Source organism: Lysinibacillus xylanilyticus (assembly GCF_001183605.1).
GTDB lineage: Bacteria > Bacillota > Bacilli > Bacillales_A > Planococcaceae > Lysinibacillus > Lysinibacillus xylanilyticus.
In genome coordinates this window covers 26,500-45,349 of record NZ_LFXJ01000011.1, presented here as the reverse complement: position 1 = coordinate 45,349, position 18,850 = coordinate 26,500, and the positions used below count along the sequence as shown (strand labels likewise).

The 18,850-nt window shown below is 38.4% G+C and carries 17 protein-coding genes; all 17 read right to left on the bottom strand.

From position 1 onward, the window contains the following. Position 1: 1 nt before the first annotated feature. The 17 genes from ACZ11_RS22490 to gatA all read right to left on the bottom strand — a co-directional run bounded on the left by ACZ11_RS22490 (position 2) and on the right by gatA (position 18,841). Positions 2–763 (bottom strand): ABC transporter ATP-binding protein, encoded by a 762-nt coding sequence (locus tag ACZ11_RS22490; protein ID WP_049668801.1) that lies wholly within the window; start codon positions 761–763, stop codon positions 2–4. A 142-nt stretch (positions 764–905) separates the two neighbouring features. Then, complete coding sequence (locus ACZ11_RS22485; protein ID WP_049668800.1) at positions 906–2,171, bottom strand: HAMP domain-containing sensor histidine kinase; 1,266 nt, start codon at positions 2,169–2,171, stop codon at positions 906–908. Continuing rightward, entirely contained in the window at positions 2,168–2,857 is a 690-nt protein-coding gene (locus tag ACZ11_RS22480) for a response regulator transcription factor (protein ID WP_049668799.1), read from the bottom strand. The genes ACZ11_RS22485 and ACZ11_RS22480 overlap by 4 nt, the downstream gene beginning before the upstream one ends. Positions 2,858–3,316: 459 nt before the next feature. Further along, positions 3,317–4,285, bottom strand: a complete 969-nt coding sequence (locus ACZ11_RS22475; RefSeq protein WP_049668798.1) for a tRNA dihydrouridine synthase — start codon at positions 4,283–4,285, stop codon at positions 3,317–3,319. Positions 4,286–5,213: 928 nt separating this feature from the next. Beyond that, a complete protein-coding gene (gene hslO / locus ACZ11_RS22470; RefSeq protein ID WP_049668797.1) occupies positions 5,214–6,092 on the bottom strand; it encodes an Hsp33 family molecular chaperone HslO in 879 nt (292 codons plus the stop codon). A 20-nt stretch (positions 6,093–6,112) separates the two neighbouring features. Further along, a complete protein-coding gene (locus tag ACZ11_RS22465; protein WP_049668796.1) occupies positions 6,113–7,105 on the bottom strand; it encodes an LLM class flavin-dependent oxidoreductase in 993 nt (330 codons plus the stop codon). 24 nt (positions 7,106–7,129) lie between these two features. Beyond that, on the bottom strand, positions 7,130–7,360 hold the full coding sequence (locus tag ACZ11_RS22460; protein ID WP_049668795.1) for a DUF896 domain-containing protein: 231 nt from the start codon (positions 7,358–7,360) through the stop codon (positions 7,130–7,132). A 143-nt stretch (positions 7,361–7,503) separates the two neighbouring features. Beyond that, positions 7,504–8,457 (bottom strand): LLM class oxidoreductase, encoded by a 954-nt coding sequence (locus tag ACZ11_RS22455; RefSeq protein WP_049668794.1) that lies wholly within the window; start codon positions 8,455–8,457, stop codon positions 7,504–7,506. A gap of 32 nt (positions 8,458–8,489) precedes the next feature. After that, entirely contained in the window at positions 8,490–8,963 is a 474-nt protein-coding gene (locus ACZ11_RS22450; RefSeq protein WP_049668793.1) for an RrF2 family transcriptional regulator, read from the bottom strand. Positions 8,964–9,302: 339 nt separating this feature from the next. Continuing rightward, positions 9,303–10,676, bottom strand: a complete 1,374-nt coding sequence (gene rlmD, locus ACZ11_RS22445) for a 23S rRNA (uracil(1939)-C(5))-methyltransferase RlmD (protein WP_049668792.1) — start codon at positions 10,674–10,676, stop codon at positions 9,303–9,305. 444 nt (positions 10,677–11,120) lie between these two features. After that, positions 11,121–11,243 carry a cytochrome bd oxidase small subunit CydS gene (cydS, locus tag ACZ11_RS27310; protein ID WP_269079339.1) on the bottom strand — a complete coding sequence of 41 codons (123 nt, stop codon included), beginning with the start codon at positions 11,241–11,243 and terminating at the stop codon, positions 11,121–11,123. A 13-nt stretch (positions 11,244–11,256) separates the two neighbouring features. Next, entirely contained in the window at positions 11,257–12,282 is a 1,026-nt protein-coding gene (locus tag ACZ11_RS22440; protein WP_049668791.1) for a cytochrome d ubiquinol oxidase subunit II, read from the bottom strand. After that, positions 12,279–13,625: a cytochrome ubiquinol oxidase subunit I gene (locus ACZ11_RS22435; protein ID WP_049668790.1), complete on the bottom strand. Its 1,347-nt coding sequence runs from the start codon at positions 13,623–13,625 to the stop codon at positions 12,279–12,281. Before ACZ11_RS22435 ends, ACZ11_RS22440 begins: the two co-directional genes overlap by 4 nt. A gap of 363 nt (positions 13,626–13,988) precedes the next feature. After that, a complete protein-coding gene (locus ACZ11_RS22430; protein ID WP_049668789.1) occupies positions 13,989–14,903 on the bottom strand; it encodes a diacylglycerol kinase in 915 nt (304 codons plus the stop codon). 135 nt (positions 14,904–15,038) lie between these two features. Then, positions 15,039–15,596, bottom strand: coding sequence for a thioredoxin family protein (locus tag ACZ11_RS22425; protein WP_049668788.1), 558 nt, complete (start codon positions 15,594–15,596; stop codon positions 15,039–15,041). Positions 15,597–15,948: 352 nt separating this feature from the next. Then, positions 15,949–17,376 (bottom strand): Asp-tRNA(Asn)/Glu-tRNA(Gln) amidotransferase subunit GatB, encoded by a 1,428-nt coding sequence (gene gatB / locus ACZ11_RS22420; protein WP_049668787.1) that lies wholly within the window; start codon positions 17,374–17,376, stop codon positions 15,949–15,951. Position 17,377: 1 nt separating this feature from the next. Further along, positions 17,378–18,841 carry an Asp-tRNA(Asn)/Glu-tRNA(Gln) amidotransferase subunit GatA gene (gene gatA, locus ACZ11_RS22415; RefSeq protein WP_049668786.1) on the bottom strand — a complete coding sequence of 488 codons (1,464 nt, stop codon included), beginning with the start codon at positions 18,839–18,841 and terminating at the stop codon, positions 17,378–17,380. Positions 18,842–18,850: the final 9 nt, after the last annotated feature.

Below are 18,850 nucleotides of genomic sequence, written 5' to 3'. Positions count from 1 at the left end.
CTTACCACCCCATTTCTGCAAGGAAAGCCCCGAGCTTTTCATGACGTTCGAAATTCTCTTTCTCACTGAACGCGCCTAACTGCAAGTCACCGCAAATTACGCCATCTCGTAAATATAAAATTCGATTTCCGCGCAATGCTGTTTTCATATCATGAGTGACCATAACCATGCTTTGCCCGTTTCGATTTACATTTGTTAAAACATCTAACACACTATCACTAGATGCCGAATTTAATGCACCAGTTGGTTCATCGGCAAAAAGTATTCTCGGATTGTTAATTAATGCTCGAACAATCCCAACTCGTTGAGCCTCACCACCAGAAAGCTGTGTCGGAAATTTAGAACATGCGTTTTCATTGATTCCTACTTGTATTAATAATTCTTTTGCTTTTTTTACGAGTTCACGCTTATTCTTATTTACTAAAAGACCACTTGCCAGTACATTATCGAGTACGCTCATATTGTCCAGTAAATAAATTTGTTGAAATACAAAGCCGCAATTGTCTCTTCTAAATATCGCTAGTTGGTCGTTGTTTAATTTAGCTAAATTTTTACCAGCAAAATCGATTTCGCCTAATGTCGGTTTATCCATTCCACTCATTGCATAAAGTAGAGTGGACTTTCCAGACCCTGAACTACCCATTATGATTGTAAAATCCCCTTCTATTAAACTGATATCTAGATTTTTTAATACATGCTGTTGAATTCCACCGCTCGAAAAGGTTTTACACAGCTTCTCCGTTTTGATAATCGTCTTTGTCATGTTTTTTTAGCACTCTCCCTTTATTAAGCTCATGTTTGAATTTTCAACTCAAATAAAAAAGACCGTAATGAAGATTACAGCCTTATCATACAAAATGAATTCTTATTAAATCTTTGTGCAATTATTAACTAATCCTTAATTTTCATGCAAGCTTGATTTTCAATACTACGGTAAAGCCATCATGCCGATTGTAACAGCTAATTTGGCCGTACATATTTTCCATGAAATACTTCGATATATAGAGACCAAGTCCTGAACCATTCTTGCCCTCGACATTTGTTCCTCGATAATATTTATTGAACAGTAGGGGCAATTCTTCTTCGCTAATTCCGGACCCTAAGTCCATGATGTGGAGTTCAAGATACCCCTGCTTGATTTGTGACTTAATAGTGACCTTAGTTCCTGCATATTTATATGAATTACTGATAATATTGTCTATTACCTGCTGCATACGTACAGGATCCGTTAAAATAATACATTGTGGAATTGAATCATAGACGATTTGATGGTCATAATTTACATTTTCAATCATATCAACAAGTACTTCGCTAGATTCTTCGGTTACCCTTAACTTTAACTGTTGCAGTTCTTCTAAAGTGGCGTGAAACATATCTGTAACAAGTAAGTTAATTTGCTCTGCTTTCGAATAGATTGTATTCACTTGCTTAATGACCTTTTCATCCTTTGCCTGCACAAGCATCAATTCACTAACTGCCTTTATTGAAGCGACCGGCGTCTTAATATCATGACTTAATGTGGCCACAAGCTCTTTCTTACTACGGTTGGATTCATACTCTCTTTGACGGGCAGCATCGAGTTCTTCACGTAATAAATCAAAACTTTCCGTAAACGCACCAAAGTAATTGTACTTGTCCATATTTAAAGGTATATCTAAATTACCTCTAGCCACATTTGTTGCAAAAATCCGAAGCTGCTGAAACGGTTTCAATAACGTTCTATAAATATAGGTGATATATAGAATACTAATAATCATTAATAGACCAAAAATTAAACTTATGGATGTGATCAGTTCATTTTTCATTTGTTCCACTATTTCTTGTTCGTTATTGCAAATAATTACTTTCCCTACAATTTCGTTATTTTGTTTCAGATCTATAAATGTATCTCTATTTTTTATGGCATCGTATATATTGTTAAAGTGATTGCCTGATGTTTGGTAAATCACGTTTCCCAATTGATCTATAATAGAAAATTGTTGTTTTATATCGCTACCGTGAAAAATTTCTTCACTAACTTGTCCCCAATTTTTTTCGACAATTTTAACCACATCATTTATGGCTACAAGATCCACTTCTGAAATATTTTTATTGTTAATAGTGCTTATTGAGAAAGTAATTCCTACAGCAAAAACAACCAAAATCACAACAATTATCAGGTTTATTCTCATTGGTTGGTATCCTCTAACACATATCCTATTCCCCATACCGTTTTTATAAATTGCGGGTCCTTTGGATTCTCTTCAATTTTCTCGCGTAAATGCCGAATATGTACATTTAGGGTCCCATCCCCAACAAAGGAATCTCCCCATACATTTTGAAATAATTCATCTTTTGTGATGATACGATTTTTATTTTTTGCCAAATACGAGAGAAGTTTATATTCCATCGTTTTTAGTTGAATATCCATACCTTTTACTCGAACACGATAAAGTTTCATATCAATTTGGATCTGTCCAAACTCTAAAAATTCTTGCTGGTTGCTAGAACCACTGCCATACCTTTTGAGTACTGCTTTTACTTTTGCTAGTAACACACTTAATGTATATGGCTTTTGTATGTAATCGTCACCTCCTATGTTAAGCGCAATTAGCACGTCGTCATCACTAGAACGAGCACTTATAAATAGAATCGGAACCTGCGTTGTTTTACGCAATTTTTTACATAAATCAAACCCCGATTCATTACCAAGGTTGATGTCTAGAAGAATCAATAATGGTTCATGTTCTTCCAAAAAACGTTTACACTCCCCTGCACTCACCACAAATGCCGTTTTAACTTCGAACATATTAAAATACTCACAAGTTGTTTCAGCTAAAGCAATCTCATCATCAACAATTAAACAATCAAATTTCATCGTATATCTCCTAGAAAATACTTTCCTACTTGTTTACAGGATAATTAAAGTATACATTAAATTCAAAAACGAAGTGTAAATTACTGGATTTATACAAAGAAACAGATTTACAAAATTTTGTCCATTGAATTTTGCACATCCACCTGTATTTGATATTCTTACCCATACCAGAAACTGAATTCACCAGAAGAAAAACAAAATATCCATAACTCTAAAACACACCAAAAATATCACTATTTCAATTCACAACTTAAAAACAACCCTTGAAATTGCCTTCAATAAGTCATCTTCAAGGGTTTGATTATTATTTTAACTCTAGCAGTTCGAGCGATTCACAATGTGCAGAGTGTATGTGACAACATATGTGGTGCTGCTGGTCGGTTCAATACCGCATTCATTCCTGTTACCGCTAAATAAACTCTAACTTTTTTTGCTGTTAGCTCATTCTACCGTCCGTCGTCAATCAACATTGTTTAATGCAAAGTTATCAAGCAATGCACGCACCTCATCTGTTGATTTCGTGTTCATCAATTGATTTCTTAATTCACCCGCTCCACGGAATCCTTTGACATAAATTTTGAAAAAGCGATGAAGCCCTGTGATTGAACGTGGTAGTTCTTCCGCATATTGATCTTGAAGATCAAGCTGCAGTCTTAAAAGATCAAGGTACTCTTTACTGCTATGCTCTTTTGGTTCCTTTTCAAAAGCAAAAGGATTTTTAAATATACCTCGCCCAATCATAACACCATCAATACCATATTGTTCAGCAAGCTGCAGCCCAGTTTGACGGTCAGGAATGTCTCCATTGATTGTTAGTAGCGTATTTGGTGCAATACGGTCACGTAATTTTTTGATTTCCGGAATTAGCTCCCAATGCGCATCTACTTGGCTCATTTCCTTTCTTGTACGTAAATGAATAGAAAGGTTCGCTATATCCTGTTTAAAAATATGCGTTAACCACTCCTCCCACTCATTTACATCGCTAAAGCCAAGTCGTGTTTTCACGCTGACAGGCAGTCCGCCCGCTTTTGCCGCTTGAATAAGCTCTGCCGCTACATCTGGACGCAGAATAAGGCCACTACCTTTCCCTCTCGATGCCACATTCGGTACAGGGCAGCCCATATTAATATCGATGCCTTTAAATCCTAGCTCTGCCATACCAATACTCATTTGACGGAAATATTCGGGATTATCTCCCCAAATATGTGCCACCATTGGCTGTTCATCTTCTGTAAAAATCAAACGGCCACGCACACTTTTCATGCCCTCTGGATGGCAATAGCTATCCGAGTTTGTAAACTCTGTGAAAAATACATCCGGTCGGCCAGCTTCACTTACTACGTGACGAAAAACAACATCTGTCACATCTTCCATTGGTGCAAGTACAAAAAATGGTCGTGGTAAATCACGCCAAAAATTATCTATCATTTCAAACTCAATTCCTCTCACTATCGATACAGCTTCAAACTCTCGGTCATAAAATAAAAAGCCAAATGTTCCGCTTCTTTTACACTTATATCATGCTTAATAACTTATAATCAAACACGTACATTTGGACATTTATAATTTTGGAAAACCGGCAATGTTTATTTTAACGAAAATCGGTCCTGAATGGTACTTTTAATCAATACTGCCTCAGCATAATTGTAGCTGCCGCTTTGCTTTTGCTACAGAAAACATTTGCCGCTGTCGCGCAGATAAACAATGCGTCCGGAATCGGCTTTGTACTTAGGCCTGCGCGAGGGCCGACACGATGTCGGTCATTTCAGTAATGCCACAGGACGTGGCGTTCTTAGACTGAGTTCCTCTATTTCAGCGGATGTCTTTTGTACCGAAAGCGTAGCGACAGGTACGGATGTTTAGACACCCGCTGAAATAAGCTAAACAAAAAAAGCAGTTGGTATAGACTTCTTCTATATCAACTGCTTTTCTATTATACCAACTCCAACAACGCGACCGCTTCACAATGTGTGGAGTGTATGTGGCAACACATGGTGTTGGTGGGTTTATATAATTGGCTAGGTCCTACCATAGTAGAACCTAGCCTTATTATTTATCTTCAAACAGTTTTTTCTTCAACTAACGTCTCCGTTAGTTGAAGTATATTCCTTCATAAATTTTGATTACTTCACATTATTAATCTTATTCATTCTCTGAGAAATCTTCACATCGTTATCAAGCTAAGCGAGTAATTTCAAATGCATTTAATGTAACTAGGTTGATACGATACCTTTATAAAGAATAAAGTCCAAAACACTGCGGTGCATTGATACTTGCATCGCAGTGTTCATTTCATTTAATCGACCCTTTTAAGTTTAAACTGGATTTCTTATTTTGCTGAAAACGTTAAGTTTTATTAAACCGCTGCTTCTCTCAATTCCTCTAAGTCCTCTTTAGTGAAATGGTATGTTTCATTACAGAAATGGCAATTCGCTTCTGCCTGTCCGTCTGTATGAATCATGTCTTGAATCTCTTCACTTCCTAAACTGATTATGGCATTGGCAACTCTCTCTTCAGAGCATTGACACTGGAATTGAACCGGTATTTTTTCTAGAACTTTCACATTTCCTTCACCGAGTACTTGCTCAAGTATTTGTTCCGGCGTCATACCTTCAGCAATCATAGAAGAGATTGGTGCAATTACTTTCAGTCTTTCTTCTATTGCGCTAATTATTTCATCCTCTGCACCTGGCATAAGTTGTATGATGAAACCACCGGCTGTTTGAATTGTGTTATCTGGGTTCACTAGCACACCTACTCCTACAGCAGATGATGTTTGTTCGGAATTAAAAAGATAAGATGTAAAATCTTCACCTATCTCACCAGATACAATTGGGATTTGCCCCGTAAAAGGTTGCTGTAATCCTATATCTTTTGATACTGTCAGCATTCCATTTGTTCCTACTGCTCTTTTCACATCTAGCTTTCCTTGTTCATTAAGGTCGAAATGAGTTTGAGGATTGGATACATAGCCTCTTACTTCTCCTTTGGCGTTTGTGTCAACAAGAATTGTGCCAATAGGGCCACCACCATTGATTTTCACTGTTATTTTTTCTTCACCTTTGAGCATTGCTCCCAGCATCACACTAGCAGTCATTGATCGTCCTAATGCAGCCGAAGCAGTTGGCCACGTATTGTGGCGACGTTGTGCTTCTCCAATTACTTCGGTTGTATTGACTGCATAAGCACGTACTTGTCCACTATAAGCTAACGCTTTTACTAAATAGTCTTTCATTTTCTTCTTCCTTCCTTTATTTAAAACAATTCCTGTGCTAATAATTTATAAACATTCAGACGCTTCTCTTGTGAATGAGGGATGCTGCAAATCATCGCTTCATCAAATCCATAGTGAGCTTGCTCTTCCTGTAACAATGTTGCGATTTCTTTTACATCTCCCACCAAATGGATTTTACGATTTTCTTTAATCGTCATGCGATCCATTTCCGTCAATGAATAATCACAGGCCTCTTCAGGCGTCAAAACTTGCCCAATCTTGCCTTTCATAAACAGTAAACGCCAAATATCTTGTGGCATTGCCTCAAACTCAGCTTCTTCTTTTGTCTCGGCTGTTGTCACCATATAGGAAACATTTATTTCAGGCTTCTCTATAAAAGCTGAAGGTTGAAAATTCTTTTTGTATACATCTAAGATTTCCTTAGTCATCTCACCATTAAAGAATTGTGCAAAAGAATAACCAACACCCCTACGCCCAGCCTGTACAGCACTGTTACCACTAGAACCTAAAAGCCAAGCTTCTGGCAGAGAGATTTTGGACGGTGTTGCAATTGTTTTGTTATATAAGTCATTATCAGGAACCTCGTCGCTGATCAACTGCAATGTCGTATCAAATTTTTCATACATATTGTTCACCATCGGTTGGCGTCCTTCAGATAAAGCATAAATGGAGTAGTTATCCCCTCCTGGAGCTCGACCAACTCCAAAATCAATGCGGCCCGGTGAAAATGCACTTAGTGTTTTAAACACTTCCGCCAGTTTCAATGGGGAATAATGCATCATCATAACTCCCCCGGTCCCTATCCGAATATTTTTTGTTCTAGCAGTCAAATAAGCAGCTGTCACCTCTGGAGCTGAACTTGCAAAAACATTTGTTGCATGATGTTCTGCCATCCACATTCGATGATAGCCTAATTCATCTCCTAAAATCGCTAGCTCTTCCGCCTTCTTCAAAGCGTCTGCTGCTGTATTCCCTTTCGTAATGGGTGCTTGGTCCAATATGCTTAATCTCAATTAGTTAACCTCCTTCCAATAGATTTATTCTTCTCGTAAATCCATTTCCTTTTCTCTACGCAATTTATCCGGTGTTACATCATTTCCAAGTGGATCAAGTACAGTCATTCCTGAAAAAGTGTCGAGAATTTGTCCGCGAATTTCACGTAAGTAATCCTCGCGTAATACTTGTTGCTCAACTAGTTCAGCATTTGTCAAACCTTCTTCACGCTGTTTTTTCGCTAATTCATTAATACGCCCTAAGTTATTTATCATCTTATTTCATCTCTATTCTCTTTATTAATTTTGTCTATAATTCAATCTTGAGTCACTTCAGAATTACCTGTTTCTCCTTGATGCCACGCGACTTTTCACAAGTGCTACACTAGATTTGTTTTTCATTTCTATACATAAACCGTTTATTTAGTTAGTGCAGGGAAATGCGGTACTACATACTCTCCTAATTCTTGAATCACTTCAGCCGTAGGACGATTACCATTTTTAAAAATAAGTATGACATGATTAATCCCTCTATCTTGTAGAGCATAAAGGTAATCAATTAAAAACTTACGACCTGATGTGAAACCAACTTTTATCGGAATTGGGCTAGGTGAAGCCATTGGATTCTCTGATAAGTTAATAACTAAAGGTTGAGAAAATGGCTTAAATCTTTCCGTCACTTTCCTCCAATGCTTGATTAACTCCTGCTGACGATTCACCTCTTGCGCATAAAACATCCAGCCATCTGTGTTTTCTGCTAACCATTCAACTGTTTGCCCAGAATATCCTGTACCTAAAATGGGGATGTCAGCTAAAAATGGCTTAGGAATCACATCACCCTCTGTAAGTCCCACTCGCTTTGACTGTATTTGTGGAAATGATTTTTTCCACACTTTTCTCATGACCAGTATAGACTCCCTAAACAATTCTGCACGATCATCACGTTCAACTTTAAATGCAGGAAATTCGATTGGCCGGTCTCCAGTTGCAGCACCAAATAAGAAGCGTTGTTTAGACATATTATCTAAAGTTGCAGCTGACTTCGCTAAGTGAAGAGGGTGTCGCAATGACGTAACAACACTCGCAGTGCCAAGCGCGATTTTATTCGTATGTGCTGCTACGTATGCAAGGAATAGGAAAGGATCGTACATAACGCCATTATCCCCAAAGTTAGGATCATAAAGTGGTGAATCCCTAACAAACAAAGAAGCAAACCCGAGATCTTCCGCTTGTTTTGCCAGTATCATTTGTTCTGCTAAATCCATTGCCTGAAGATTGTCCGAAGACAACTCCAAAGGAAACGAAAGTCCTAGCGTCAATCTATTTTCTTTAAATGTTCGCGCAAAACCATTATGCGATTGAAATTTCTCCATATTTACTCCACCTGACTTTGGCGCTTTTCTATTTATAAAACCATTTTTTCTTTTATCCATTCATGTAGTAATTGTACTTTTGGTTGATAATTTTCATTTAATTCTTCAAATAATGATGCAACCGTTTCACTCTTTAGCACTGATTTCCAAGATAATTCGGCTTCTTCCATTAGGTTCGTTAACAAGCAACTACTTTCTTCTACATCAAACATGCCAAGAAAAACGCCACTAGAGGAATAAAGAGATTGTTGTCCCTCTACTGCAAGATAAATATCATATACGCGAATATCTTCAGGTTTTTTCTTTAATTTAAATCCGCCTTTCACCCCTGGTACAGAAGTAATCAAGTCCGCGCTGACTAACTTCCTCAACAATTTTTGAAAATACGTTGGAGAGGCACCCAATTGTTGACTGATCGCTTCGCCAGGTAATACCGCTTTATCCGGCAACATGTTAAGGATTAGAATGGCATACACTGACTGCTCAACTCCCGTCTTCATTTGCATTAATATCACCGCCTTTTCTAATAACTTTCTAAATATTTTCCACCAAACAAATAAAACTAACATGGATAATAATTATCCACGTTAGTTTATCTTATCGTTATCTAAAAGTAAACACTTTTGCACTGTTGTCATCCCATCCTATTCCCTTGACTATTGCCATTATTAATTCGGGCATTCTAATAACATTTTTTTAAAACAACAAGAATTTATCGTTTTTTTAATCCGTCTACTATAGAGGCTTTTGGTATGGAATATTCATATCTTTCCATACCTTAAAATTTACTTTAAACGCAAAAAGAAGACAGTAACCTCGATGGGTAGCTGTCTTCTTTAAAAGGATTAATCCTCTTCTTTTAAAATTAGTTGCGAGACACACTCGACGTGCGTCGAATGAGGGAACATATCCACAGGTTGAATCTCCTGTGTTTGATAGCCTCCATCTTCCAAAATTCGAAGGTCACGTGCTAGTGTAGCTGGGTTACAGGACACATAAACAACACGCTTTGGACGTTGTTCTAAAATTGTCTTTAGAAGCGCCTCATCGCAGCCCTTACGCGGTGGGTCAACTACTAAAACATCCGCTTCTTTACCTTCCTTATACCAACGTGGAATTACTTCCTCTGCTGGACCTGCCTCAAAATACGTATTATTGAAACCATTTAATTCCGCGTTGCGTTTTGCATCTTCAATAGCTTGCGGTACAATTTCTACACCCATAACAGCCTTTGCTTTTTGCGCAAGGAATAATGAAATTGTGCCTATACCACAGTAAGCATCAATTACTCGTTCATCACCCTGTAAGTCAGCGTAATCCAATGCTTGCTTGTAAAGAACTTCCGTTTGCTGAGGATTTACTTGATAAAATGAACGAGCAGAAATTTCAAAACGAACATCGCCAATTGTATCAATAATAACGTCCTTGCCCCATAGGTTTACGGTTTCATCACCGAAAATAACGTTCGTTTTGTCGCTGTTTACATTTTGCATAATTGATGTTACGTTCGGGACAAGCTTCTGGATTGACGCAACAGCGGCTTCTTTTTGTAGGAATTTTTTCTTTTTAGTTACAAGAACAACCATAACTTCACCAGTTGCTCGTGCTTTACGAATAACTACGTGACGTAGCATTCCCTCATGCGATACCTCGTTATATGGTCGAATCCCGATAGCAGCTAATTCCTTTTTCAAGCCTGCTAGAATAGCGTCCGCTTCTCCTGTCTGAATTAAGCAACGTTCCATATCCACAATGCTATGAGACTTCGTTTTATAGAAGCCAGCAATTGCTTGTCCTGCTTCATTTGAGGAGAAAGGTATTTGTGCTTTATTTCGGTAATGCCAAGGCTCTTCCATGCCTTTCACAGGTAAAACAGGCGCATCAATCTTACCAATGCGCTGCATGACATTACGTACCATATTTTCTTTCCATTTCAACTGTCCTTCATAAGACAGGTGCTGTAATTGACAGCCGCCACATTGCTTGAAATATTCACAAGGTGCATCCACACGGTCTGGTGACGGCTTTAGAATTTCTGCAACCTTCGCAAAGCCGTAATTTTTTAATGTTTTTAAAACATGTACTTCCGCCGTTTCATTAGGAAGTGCACCTTGGATAAATAATGGATAGCCATCAACCTTCGCGACGCCATTGCCATCATGTGTTAAATCTTCTATATAAACTGTTAGTCGGTCATTCTTTTTCACGGGTGCTGACATTCGTACATCCTCCATTTCAATCTCTATATTGTAGCATGTTGTGGCGGATGAAAAAAGAACAAGGCTTAATATTAACCGCTCGGGTATGACGAGGAAGTGATCTAGTCTACTTCTAAACTGCTCGGGTAAAACAAGAATGTGATCAGGTTTGACTTCAAACTGATCGGGTAGGTCAAGAATGTGATCCGCTTTGCTCCAAAACTGCTCGGGTTGGCCGAGAATGTGATTCGCTCTCCCTACAAACTGCTCGGGTAAGACAAGAATGTGATCCGCTCTCCCTACAAACTGCTCGGGTAAGACAAGAATGCGATCTGCTCTCCCTACACACTGCCATGTCCTTTCTCCTCCCAAACTGCTCAGGCAAACAAAAAAGTAATCAGCTCTTCCTTCCCATGCACCAGAACGGATAGCTCTTCCACTTTACACGAGTAGAAAAAAGAGCCGCTATTCGCGACTCTTCCCCTCTTTCCTCACTGTATGGTAATCTCTAGGAGCCCACCAGAAAGCAGCAGCTACTCCGAGGATGACGACTATAAATGGCGCATAAAACATTAGAAAACTTGCCATAGTTTTATCCCTCCTATGCGTGATTGTCTTCTTTTCCTGTCACATAGTTTTTGTTGAAGAGGAATAATTTCAACAACAAGAACAGTGATGGAATAAGCAAACACAGTCCTAAAATAAACGCAATGACGAGTGCAATCGCCATTTGTGTACTTGTAAAGCTATCGTAAATTGTTAAATACGGATATAGTAAATATGGATATTGGGCGATACCATATGCGAAGAACGCCACTGCAAATTGGGCAATCAATAATCCAACCGCAAGACCGTAATTTTTTCGCATCCATATTAACACTACAGTAATAATAAATAACACGGCAGAAATGGCGAACATCCACCATAAATTAACCATATTATCGTAACTTTCAGAGTTGATGAATTTCATTTCGTACGTAATGCCGAGCGCACTCACCATTAAAGGCACCGCCCAAGCAAGTGCATATCTTCGCATTAAATTTGTGGCTTCTTTATCCTTTGCTTTATAAGCATACCAAGTTAAAAATACGGCTGAAATATAAAGTACAGCTGCAATACTTAACACGACAATACTCCAAGCAAATGGGCTCGTATACAATGTCCAGTAATTTAAGACTGGTTGCCCGTCAACAATATCAACATAGCCACCAGCCGCAATCGCGAATACAACAGAGAGTGAGGCTGGGATGAGCAAACCTGCTACCCCATACGTCAGTGTGTAACCGATATGTCCACGTGCGCCATATGATTCAAACGCATAGTAGGAGCCTCGTATTGCAAGAAGCACTAGCGAAATACTAACTGGAACAAGTAATATCGTTCCATAATAGAAAGCTGTTTGTGGGAAAAATCCAACAATCCCAACAAAGAAGAATACTAAAAAGACATTGGTTACTTCCCAAACTGGTGATAGATAACGCTTAATAATATTCGTTAAAATATGATTTTTTCCGATGAGTAGGCTGTAGGCATTAAAGAAGCCTGCACCAAAATCGATTGAAGCTACAATGACATAGCCAAATAGGAAAATCCATAAAACTGAAATACCTAAAATCTCTAATGTCATAAGATGTCACCGCCTTTTTCAGCATGGCGATCTTCTATTTCTCGCTCAATTGGATTCTTTTTGAACATACGAATCAACACCACCATACTTCCTATTGCTAATACGGCATACACTCCTGTAAACAATAGCATCATTAAATCTACATGGTCACTCGTCGTGGCCCCTTCTGGTGTTCGCATTAATCCATATAAGATCCAAGGCTGTCGTCCAACTTCAGCAAGCCACCATCCTGCTTCAATCGCAATAATAGAAAGTGGTCCGCCTGCAACAACAATCCATCTAAACCAACGTGAATGAATAAACTGCCAATCACGTGCTTTCCCGGTTACGTAAAGCAGTGAAACGAGTGCCATGAACATGCCAATCATCACCATGAGATCAAAGAGGTAATGAATATATAGTGGTGGTCGATCTTCTTCAGCAAATTGATCTAAGCCAATTACCTCTGCATTTGGATTATTATGTGCTAAAACACTCAAAGCATAAGGTACTTTAATAGCATATTTTATTTCTTCTCCATCTAATACACCAAACAGTATAAGGGAAGCTTTGTCTTCAGTTTCAAAATGCCACTCAGCTGCAGCTAGTTTTTCTGGCTGATATTCTGCTAAATACTTTCCTGAAAAGTCTCCAATAATCGCTGACGCAATGGAGAAAATCAGACCTATCTTCATAAGTAGTAATAAAGATTTTTTATGATATATATGCTTAGAACCTCTAAGCATACGGTATCCTGCAATTGATGCTAACACAAATGCGGATGTCATATAGGCTGTAACGAGAACATGCGCTACCTTTGTCGGCATCGCTGGGTTAAACATTGCTAAAAATGGTTGAATATTCACAAGCTGGCCGTCCACAATATCAAATCCTTGTGGTGCATTCATAAACGCATTGACAATTGTTATAAACACAGCTGACATCGATGCACCGATAGCAACTGGAATTAACAGTAGCATATGCTTCTTCTGACTATCGAAGCGATCCCAAGTATATAGGTAGATGCCTAGAAAGATGGCCTCAAAGAAAAATGCAAACGTTTCCATAAAAAGTGGTAATGCAATTGTCTGACCGGCGAGCTGCATAAAATTCGGCCATAGTAAAGATAACTGTAAGCCAATTGCTGTCCCTGTAACAACTCCGACTGCAACCGTAATAACAAAACCTCGTGCCCAACGTCTTGCCATTAAAATATAGTGCTCGTCATTTTTTTTATACCCAGTCCATTGGGCGATCATAATCATTAACGGGACACCAACACCAATCGTTGCATAAATAATATGGAACGATAAAGTTAGTTCTGTTAATGCTCTACTCCAAAAGACTGCTGATTCATTCACCATTTCATTGCCCCCCTAACCTCCAAATATTCTTCCAAGTATGGAAAGTAGCATAATAATTGCAACACCAAAGCTTAGCCAAATGAGCTTTCTTTCCTGTGACTTATACAAAGGCAACACTTCCTTTCCCTTATCTCTACCTCATTTTCCACTATTGCAACGAAAAAAACCTTTATAATGGACCGGAATTTCGGCCTATTATAAAGGTTTCAAATTTTGTTCAAGTAATATACGCACATTTGCCAAACATTTTTCTTAATTCATTCACAATACCAATTAGAGGCAAAATCTAGCCCTATAAACGGGGTTTTTACCGATTTCATCCACAAAACTAGATTATTGTGAGCGCCCTGTTCTAATGTTTTATTAATTACGGTCTTCCTCACGAATATCTGCTAGTGGAACAAAAATCTCAATATGGCGCTTTAAGTTTTCAAAAGTAGCAGGCGCATCCCCACCATACTCACCATCTAAATTTAAATGTATTTCATCTTCAGTAGATACTTTTACGACACTTGCCTTTTTATAAATTACACGATCATCATTCAAATGCTCGCCTCTTAATGCCATTGCGGCAAGCTGAATAAATTCAGGCAGGCTTACTTTTTTCAATACTAATAAAGTAAAGTAGCCATCATTAATACTTGCATCAGGTGCAAGCTTTTCAAAGCCACCCACTGAATTTGTTAAGCCACATAAAAACATCATGGCATCCCCATCAAACACTTCGCCATCATATTCGATACGCATATGGGAAGCTTTAATTGATGGGATCATTTCTACTGCTTTTACGTAATAAGCTAGCTGTCCTAACATTGTTTTCATTTTACTTGGCACTTCATAAGTTAACTCTGTAATACGTCCGCCAGCGGCAATATTGATGAAATAGCGTTCCCCATTTAATAAACCAACATCAACCGGCAACGTTTCGCCTTTAATAATGATTTCAACGGCAGCATCAATATTTCGCGGAATATGCACGGCACGGGCAAAGTCATTCGTTGTGCCCATCGGAATTAAACCTACTTTCGGGCGGTTCTCAAAAGAGCTCACACCAGAAACAACTTCATTTAATGTGCCATCTCCACCAACTGCAATGATTATATCAAAGCCACGTTCAACTGCATTTTTTGCTGCAATGGTTGCATCACCTTCACAAGTTGTTGCGTGACAAGATGTCTCATAGCCTGCTACCTCTAATTTCGCCAATACTTCTGGTAGATGCTTTTTAAACACTTCACGTCCAGATGTAGGATTATAAATGATTCTTGCTCGTTTCATAACATACCTTCTTTGCTTCATAAGATTCTATTTCTTTCAACGAATTATTCGTTTAAATGTTGCTTTAGCTTCCAATAGTCAACAAAAGCAGGCATGTCCTCATTTTCTGACATGCAGCCTTACGATTTACAATTATTATAATGCAGCTGTTACTTGCTTTTTAAAATCCTCATAAACAAATGTCCAATATGATTTATTCGTTATATTTTCTTCACGAATTTCAGCATATAGCGCTTTTTGTGCATCTTCAAATGTAGGATCTTCTTTATCAGGTAAAGTAGCTCGTTTACTCACTACTAGCTCCTGTAATTCCGGTGCACGTGGACCCCATTTTCCAACAACCTCACCAGCATCATCTAATAAAATATAAATTGGAATTGCACGGCCACCGTTTGTTAAATAGCGATCAATTAAATCTGTATCAGCATCGCGTAGTACTGCGCGCATTTCTAATCCTGCTGCCTCTGCAACTCGACGAATAACTGGATTGTTTAACATTGCGTCCCCGCACCAGTCCTCAGTAATTGTTAAAATTTTTGGTTGCTTCTTCTTCAGTAATTCGATAAAGCCATCGTTTAATGGCACTTCGAAGCCATCATAAATACGGAAGCTTTCCTCTTTTAACGTCGTCATATTATCCATATATTGTTGAATCGAAATCGCGTCATTGAAATATTGTTGTTCAGTTTTCATTGATTGACCTCCTAAAGTTTTATCATGTTCTATTCTATATTTTGCTATGAATACGCTTTTAAGACAACTATTAAGTGTTAATTTGGTATTTTTTAGTCTAAATTGACTTCAGTTCTAACTAGGGGCGTTCAGTACGAACTGAAATCTACTTATTCAAATGACATACGTTTTAACATAAATTATCCCCGACTTTTGGTGATGAGTATTATTTCCATACTGCCTGCATTCAAAATTTTGCTTGTCAGGGCATTTATCTTGTATAGATACCCCAAAGAGTCTTTTATATGTATTGATTTACAAAATAAAAGGCCAAGAAAACAAATTTGCTTTCTTGGCCTTTTTGCAATCGCAATTAACGTTTTGCAATTTCTTGTTGTAATAATTTATTGACCATTGGTGGGTTCGCTTGACCTTTAGTAGCTTTCATAATTTGACCAACTAAGAAGCCGATAGCGCGATCCTTACCGTTTTTGAAGTCTTCGATTGATTGTGCATTGTTGTCTAGAACTTCTGTAACGATAGCAAGTAATGCACCTTCATCAGAAATTTGAACTAAACCTTTTGCTTTAATGATTTCTGCTGCAGAACCGCCATTTTCTACTAATTCAGTAAATACTTTTTTACCGATTTTAGAAGAAATTGTACCGTCAGTAATTAATTTCACCATTTCTGCAAGGTTTTCTGGTGTTAATGCAGTATCTTTAAGGTCTTTTTGTTCAGCATTTAAGTATGCAGAAACATCACCCATAAGCCAGTTTGCTGAAAGCTTTGCATCTGCACCTTTAACTACCATAGCCTCGAAGAAGTCTGAGATTTCTTTTGAAATAACAAGAACTCCTGCATCATATGGAGTTAAGCCTAATTCTTCAGCATAGCGTTTTTTACGAGCATCTGGAAGCTCTGGAATTTCTGTTTTAACTCGCTCTAACCATTCATCAGAGATCGATAGACGAACTAAGTCTGGCTCTGGGAAGTAACGATAATCATCTGTTCCTTCTTTCACACGCATAAGAATTGTTTTACCTGTTTTTTCATCGAAGCGACGAGTTTCTTGCTCAATTACCCCACCTGAAAGAAGGACATCAGCTTGGCGCACTTCCTCGTGCTCTATACCACGGCGAACATAGTTGAAAGAGTTAAGGTTTTTAAGCTCTGTCTTCGTACCAAATTCTTCTTGACCATATGGACGAATTGAAATGTTAGCGTCACAACGTAGTGAACCTTCTTCCATTTTACAGTCAGATACATCTGTATATTGGATAATTGATTTTAATTTTTCTAAGTAAGCATACGCTTCGTTTGCTGTACGAATATCTGGCTCAGAAACGATTTCTACAAGTGGTGTACCTTGACGGTTAAAGTCAACTAAAGAGTGGTCACCAGAGTGAGAAAGCTTCCCTGCATCTTCTTCCATATGAAGACGCGTAATACCGATACGTTTTGTATAGCCGTCAACCTCGATATCAATCCAGCCGTTTTTACCGATTGGTTTATCGAATTGAGAAATTTGATAAGCTTTCGGATTATCTGGATAGAAGTAGTTTTTACGGTCAAATTTTGTTTCTTGCTCGATTTCCATGTTAAGTGCAAGTGCTGCACGCATTGCGAAATCTACAACATTTTTATTAAGTACAGGAAGGACACCAGGATAGCCCAGGTCGATAACTGTAGTATTTGTATTTGGTTCAGCACCGAAGTGAGCTGGTGCTGGTGAGAAGATTTTTGAGTTCGTTTTTAACTCAACGTGTACTTCTAAACCAATGACTGTTTCAAAGTTCATGTTATTTTCCCTCCCAAATTTGAGGAACTTGTTTATGGAACTCCGTTGCTTGTTCAAAAGCATGAGCTACACGGTAAATTGTTGCTTCGTCGAAATATTTACCGATAATTTGTAAGCCTAATGGCAGTTCATTTTCAAAGCCACATGGAATTGAAATGGCTGGCACACCAGCTAAGTTCATAGGAATCGTTAAAATATCATTTGCATACATCGTCATTGGATCATCGACGTTTTCACCAATTTTAAATGCTGGTGTTGGAGAAGTTGGTCCAATGATTACGTCAAAGTCTTCAAATACTTTGTCATAGTCTGCTTTGATAAGTGTACGTGCTTGTTGAGCTTTTTTGTAGTAAGCATCATACGTACCTGCGCTTAGTGAGTAAGTACCAAGCATGATACGACGTTTTACTTCATCGCCAAAGCCTTGTGCACGTGTTTCTTTATAAAGGTCCATCAAATTATTAACATTTTCTGCACGGAAACCATAACGGATACCGTCGAAACGAGAAAGGTTAGAAGACGCTTCTGAAGAAGAAAGAATATAGTATGCTGCAAGTGCGTATTTCGAATGAGGAAGTGATACTTCTTCTACTGTAGCACCTAAGCCTTTTAATACTTCTAATGCTTTAAGCACTGATTGACGTGCTGCTTCGCCAACACCTTCACCAAGGAATTCTTTTGGCACAGCGATACGTAAACCTTTTACATCACCTGTAAGGGCTGCTGCGTAGTTTGGTACTTCTACGTTTGCAGAAGTTGAATCGTTAGGATCTAATCCTGCAATTGCTTCAAGTAATAGAGCATTATCTTCAACATTACGAGTAATAGGCCCGATTTGATCTAAAGAAGATGCAAATGCAACTAAACCAAAGCGAGATACACGACCATATGTAGGTTTCATCCCTACAACGCCGCAGTATGCTGCTGGTTGACGGATTGAACCACCTGTATCAGAACCAAGTGAGAATGGTACTTCACCTGCTGCTACTGCTGCTGCAGACGCACCTGAAGATCCACCTGGTACGTGGTTTAAGTTCCATGGATTTTTTGTTGTTTTATAGTATGAGTTTTCGTTTGAAGAACCCATTGCAAACTCGTCCATGTTTAATTTACCGATAGTGACCATACCAGCTTCACGTAGCTTTTTAACTACTGTTGCATCGTAAATTGGCATAAAGCCTTCTAAAATTTTAGAAGCACAAGTTGTTTCTAATCCTTCTGTCACGATGTTGTCTTTAACACCGATAGGAAGACCGAAAAGTGGTCCACGCTCTTCAAATGGCACTTTGTCCATTTCAGCTGCTTGTGCAGTTGCTTTTTCTTCGTTTGAAGCAAGGAAAGCTTGTACATCGCCGTCAAGCTTCGCCACACGTTCGTATGCTTCTTTTGTTAAATCAGCGATTGTTAGCTTACCCGCTTTAATGTCAGCTTGTAGCTCCTTTGCTGAACGTTCAAATAACGTCATGAGGAATCC

What these genes read in the sequence shown, in the direction of transcription:
- gatA (WP_049668786.1), bottom strand. Translation starts at nt 18,841, where the DNA reads ATGACGTTATTTGAACGTTCAGCAAAGGAGCTACAAGCTGACATTAAA.
- ACZ11_RS22480 (WP_049668799.1), bottom strand. Translation starts at nt 2,857, where the DNA reads ATGAAATTTGATTGTTTAATTGTTGATGATGAGATTGCTTTAGCTGAA.
- gatB (WP_049668787.1), bottom strand. Translation starts at nt 17,376, where the DNA reads ATGAACTTTGAAACAGTCATTGGTTTAGAAGTACACGTTGAGTTAAAA.
- ACZ11_RS22490 (WP_049668801.1), bottom strand. Translation starts at nt 763, where the DNA reads ATGACAAAGACGATTATCAAAACGGAGAAGCTGTGTAAAACCTTTTCG.
- ACZ11_RS22435 (WP_049668790.1), bottom strand. Translation starts at nt 13,625, where the DNA reads ATGGTGAATGAATCAGCAGTCTTTTGGAGTAGAGCATTAACAGAACTA.
- ACZ11_RS22440 (WP_049668791.1), bottom strand. Translation starts at nt 12,282, where the DNA reads ATGACATTAGAGATTTTAGGTATTTCAGTTTTATGGATTTTCCTATTT.
- ACZ11_RS22430 (WP_049668789.1), bottom strand. Translation starts at nt 14,903, where the DNA reads ATGAAACGAGCAAGAATCATTTATAATCCTACATCTGGACGTGAAGTG.
- cydS (WP_269079339.1), bottom strand. Translation starts at nt 11,243, where the DNA reads ATGGCAAGTTTTCTAATGTTTTATGCGCCATTTATAGTCGTCATCCTC.
- rlmD (WP_049668792.1), bottom strand. Translation starts at nt 10,676, where the DNA reads ATGTCAGCACCCGTGAAAAAGAATGACCGACTAACAGTTTATATAGAA.
- ACZ11_RS22485 (WP_049668800.1), bottom strand. Translation starts at nt 2,171, where the DNA reads ATGAGAATAAACCTGATAATTGTTGTGATTTTGGTTGTTTTTGCTGTA.
- ACZ11_RS22460 (WP_049668795.1), bottom strand. Translation starts at nt 7,360, where the DNA reads ATGATAAATAACTTAGGGCGTATTAATGAATTAGCGAAAAAACAGCGT.
- ACZ11_RS22450 (WP_049668793.1), bottom strand. Translation starts at nt 8,963, where the DNA reads ATGCAAATGAAGACGGGAGTTGAGCAGTCAGTGTATGCCATTCTAATC.
- ACZ11_RS22455 (WP_049668794.1), bottom strand. Translation starts at nt 8,457, where the DNA reads ATGGAGAAATTTCAATCGCATAATGGTTTTGCGCGAACATTTAAAGAA.
- hslO (WP_049668797.1), bottom strand. Translation starts at nt 6,092, where the DNA reads ATGAAAGACTATTTAGTAAAAGCGTTAGCTTATAGTGGACAAGTACGT.
- ACZ11_RS22425 (WP_049668788.1), bottom strand. Translation starts at nt 15,596, where the DNA reads ATGAAAACTGAACAACAATATTTCAATGACGCGATTTCGATTCAACAA.
- ACZ11_RS22475 (WP_049668798.1), bottom strand. Translation starts at nt 4,285, where the DNA reads ATGATAGATAATTTTTGGCGTGATTTACCACGACCATTTTTTGTACTT.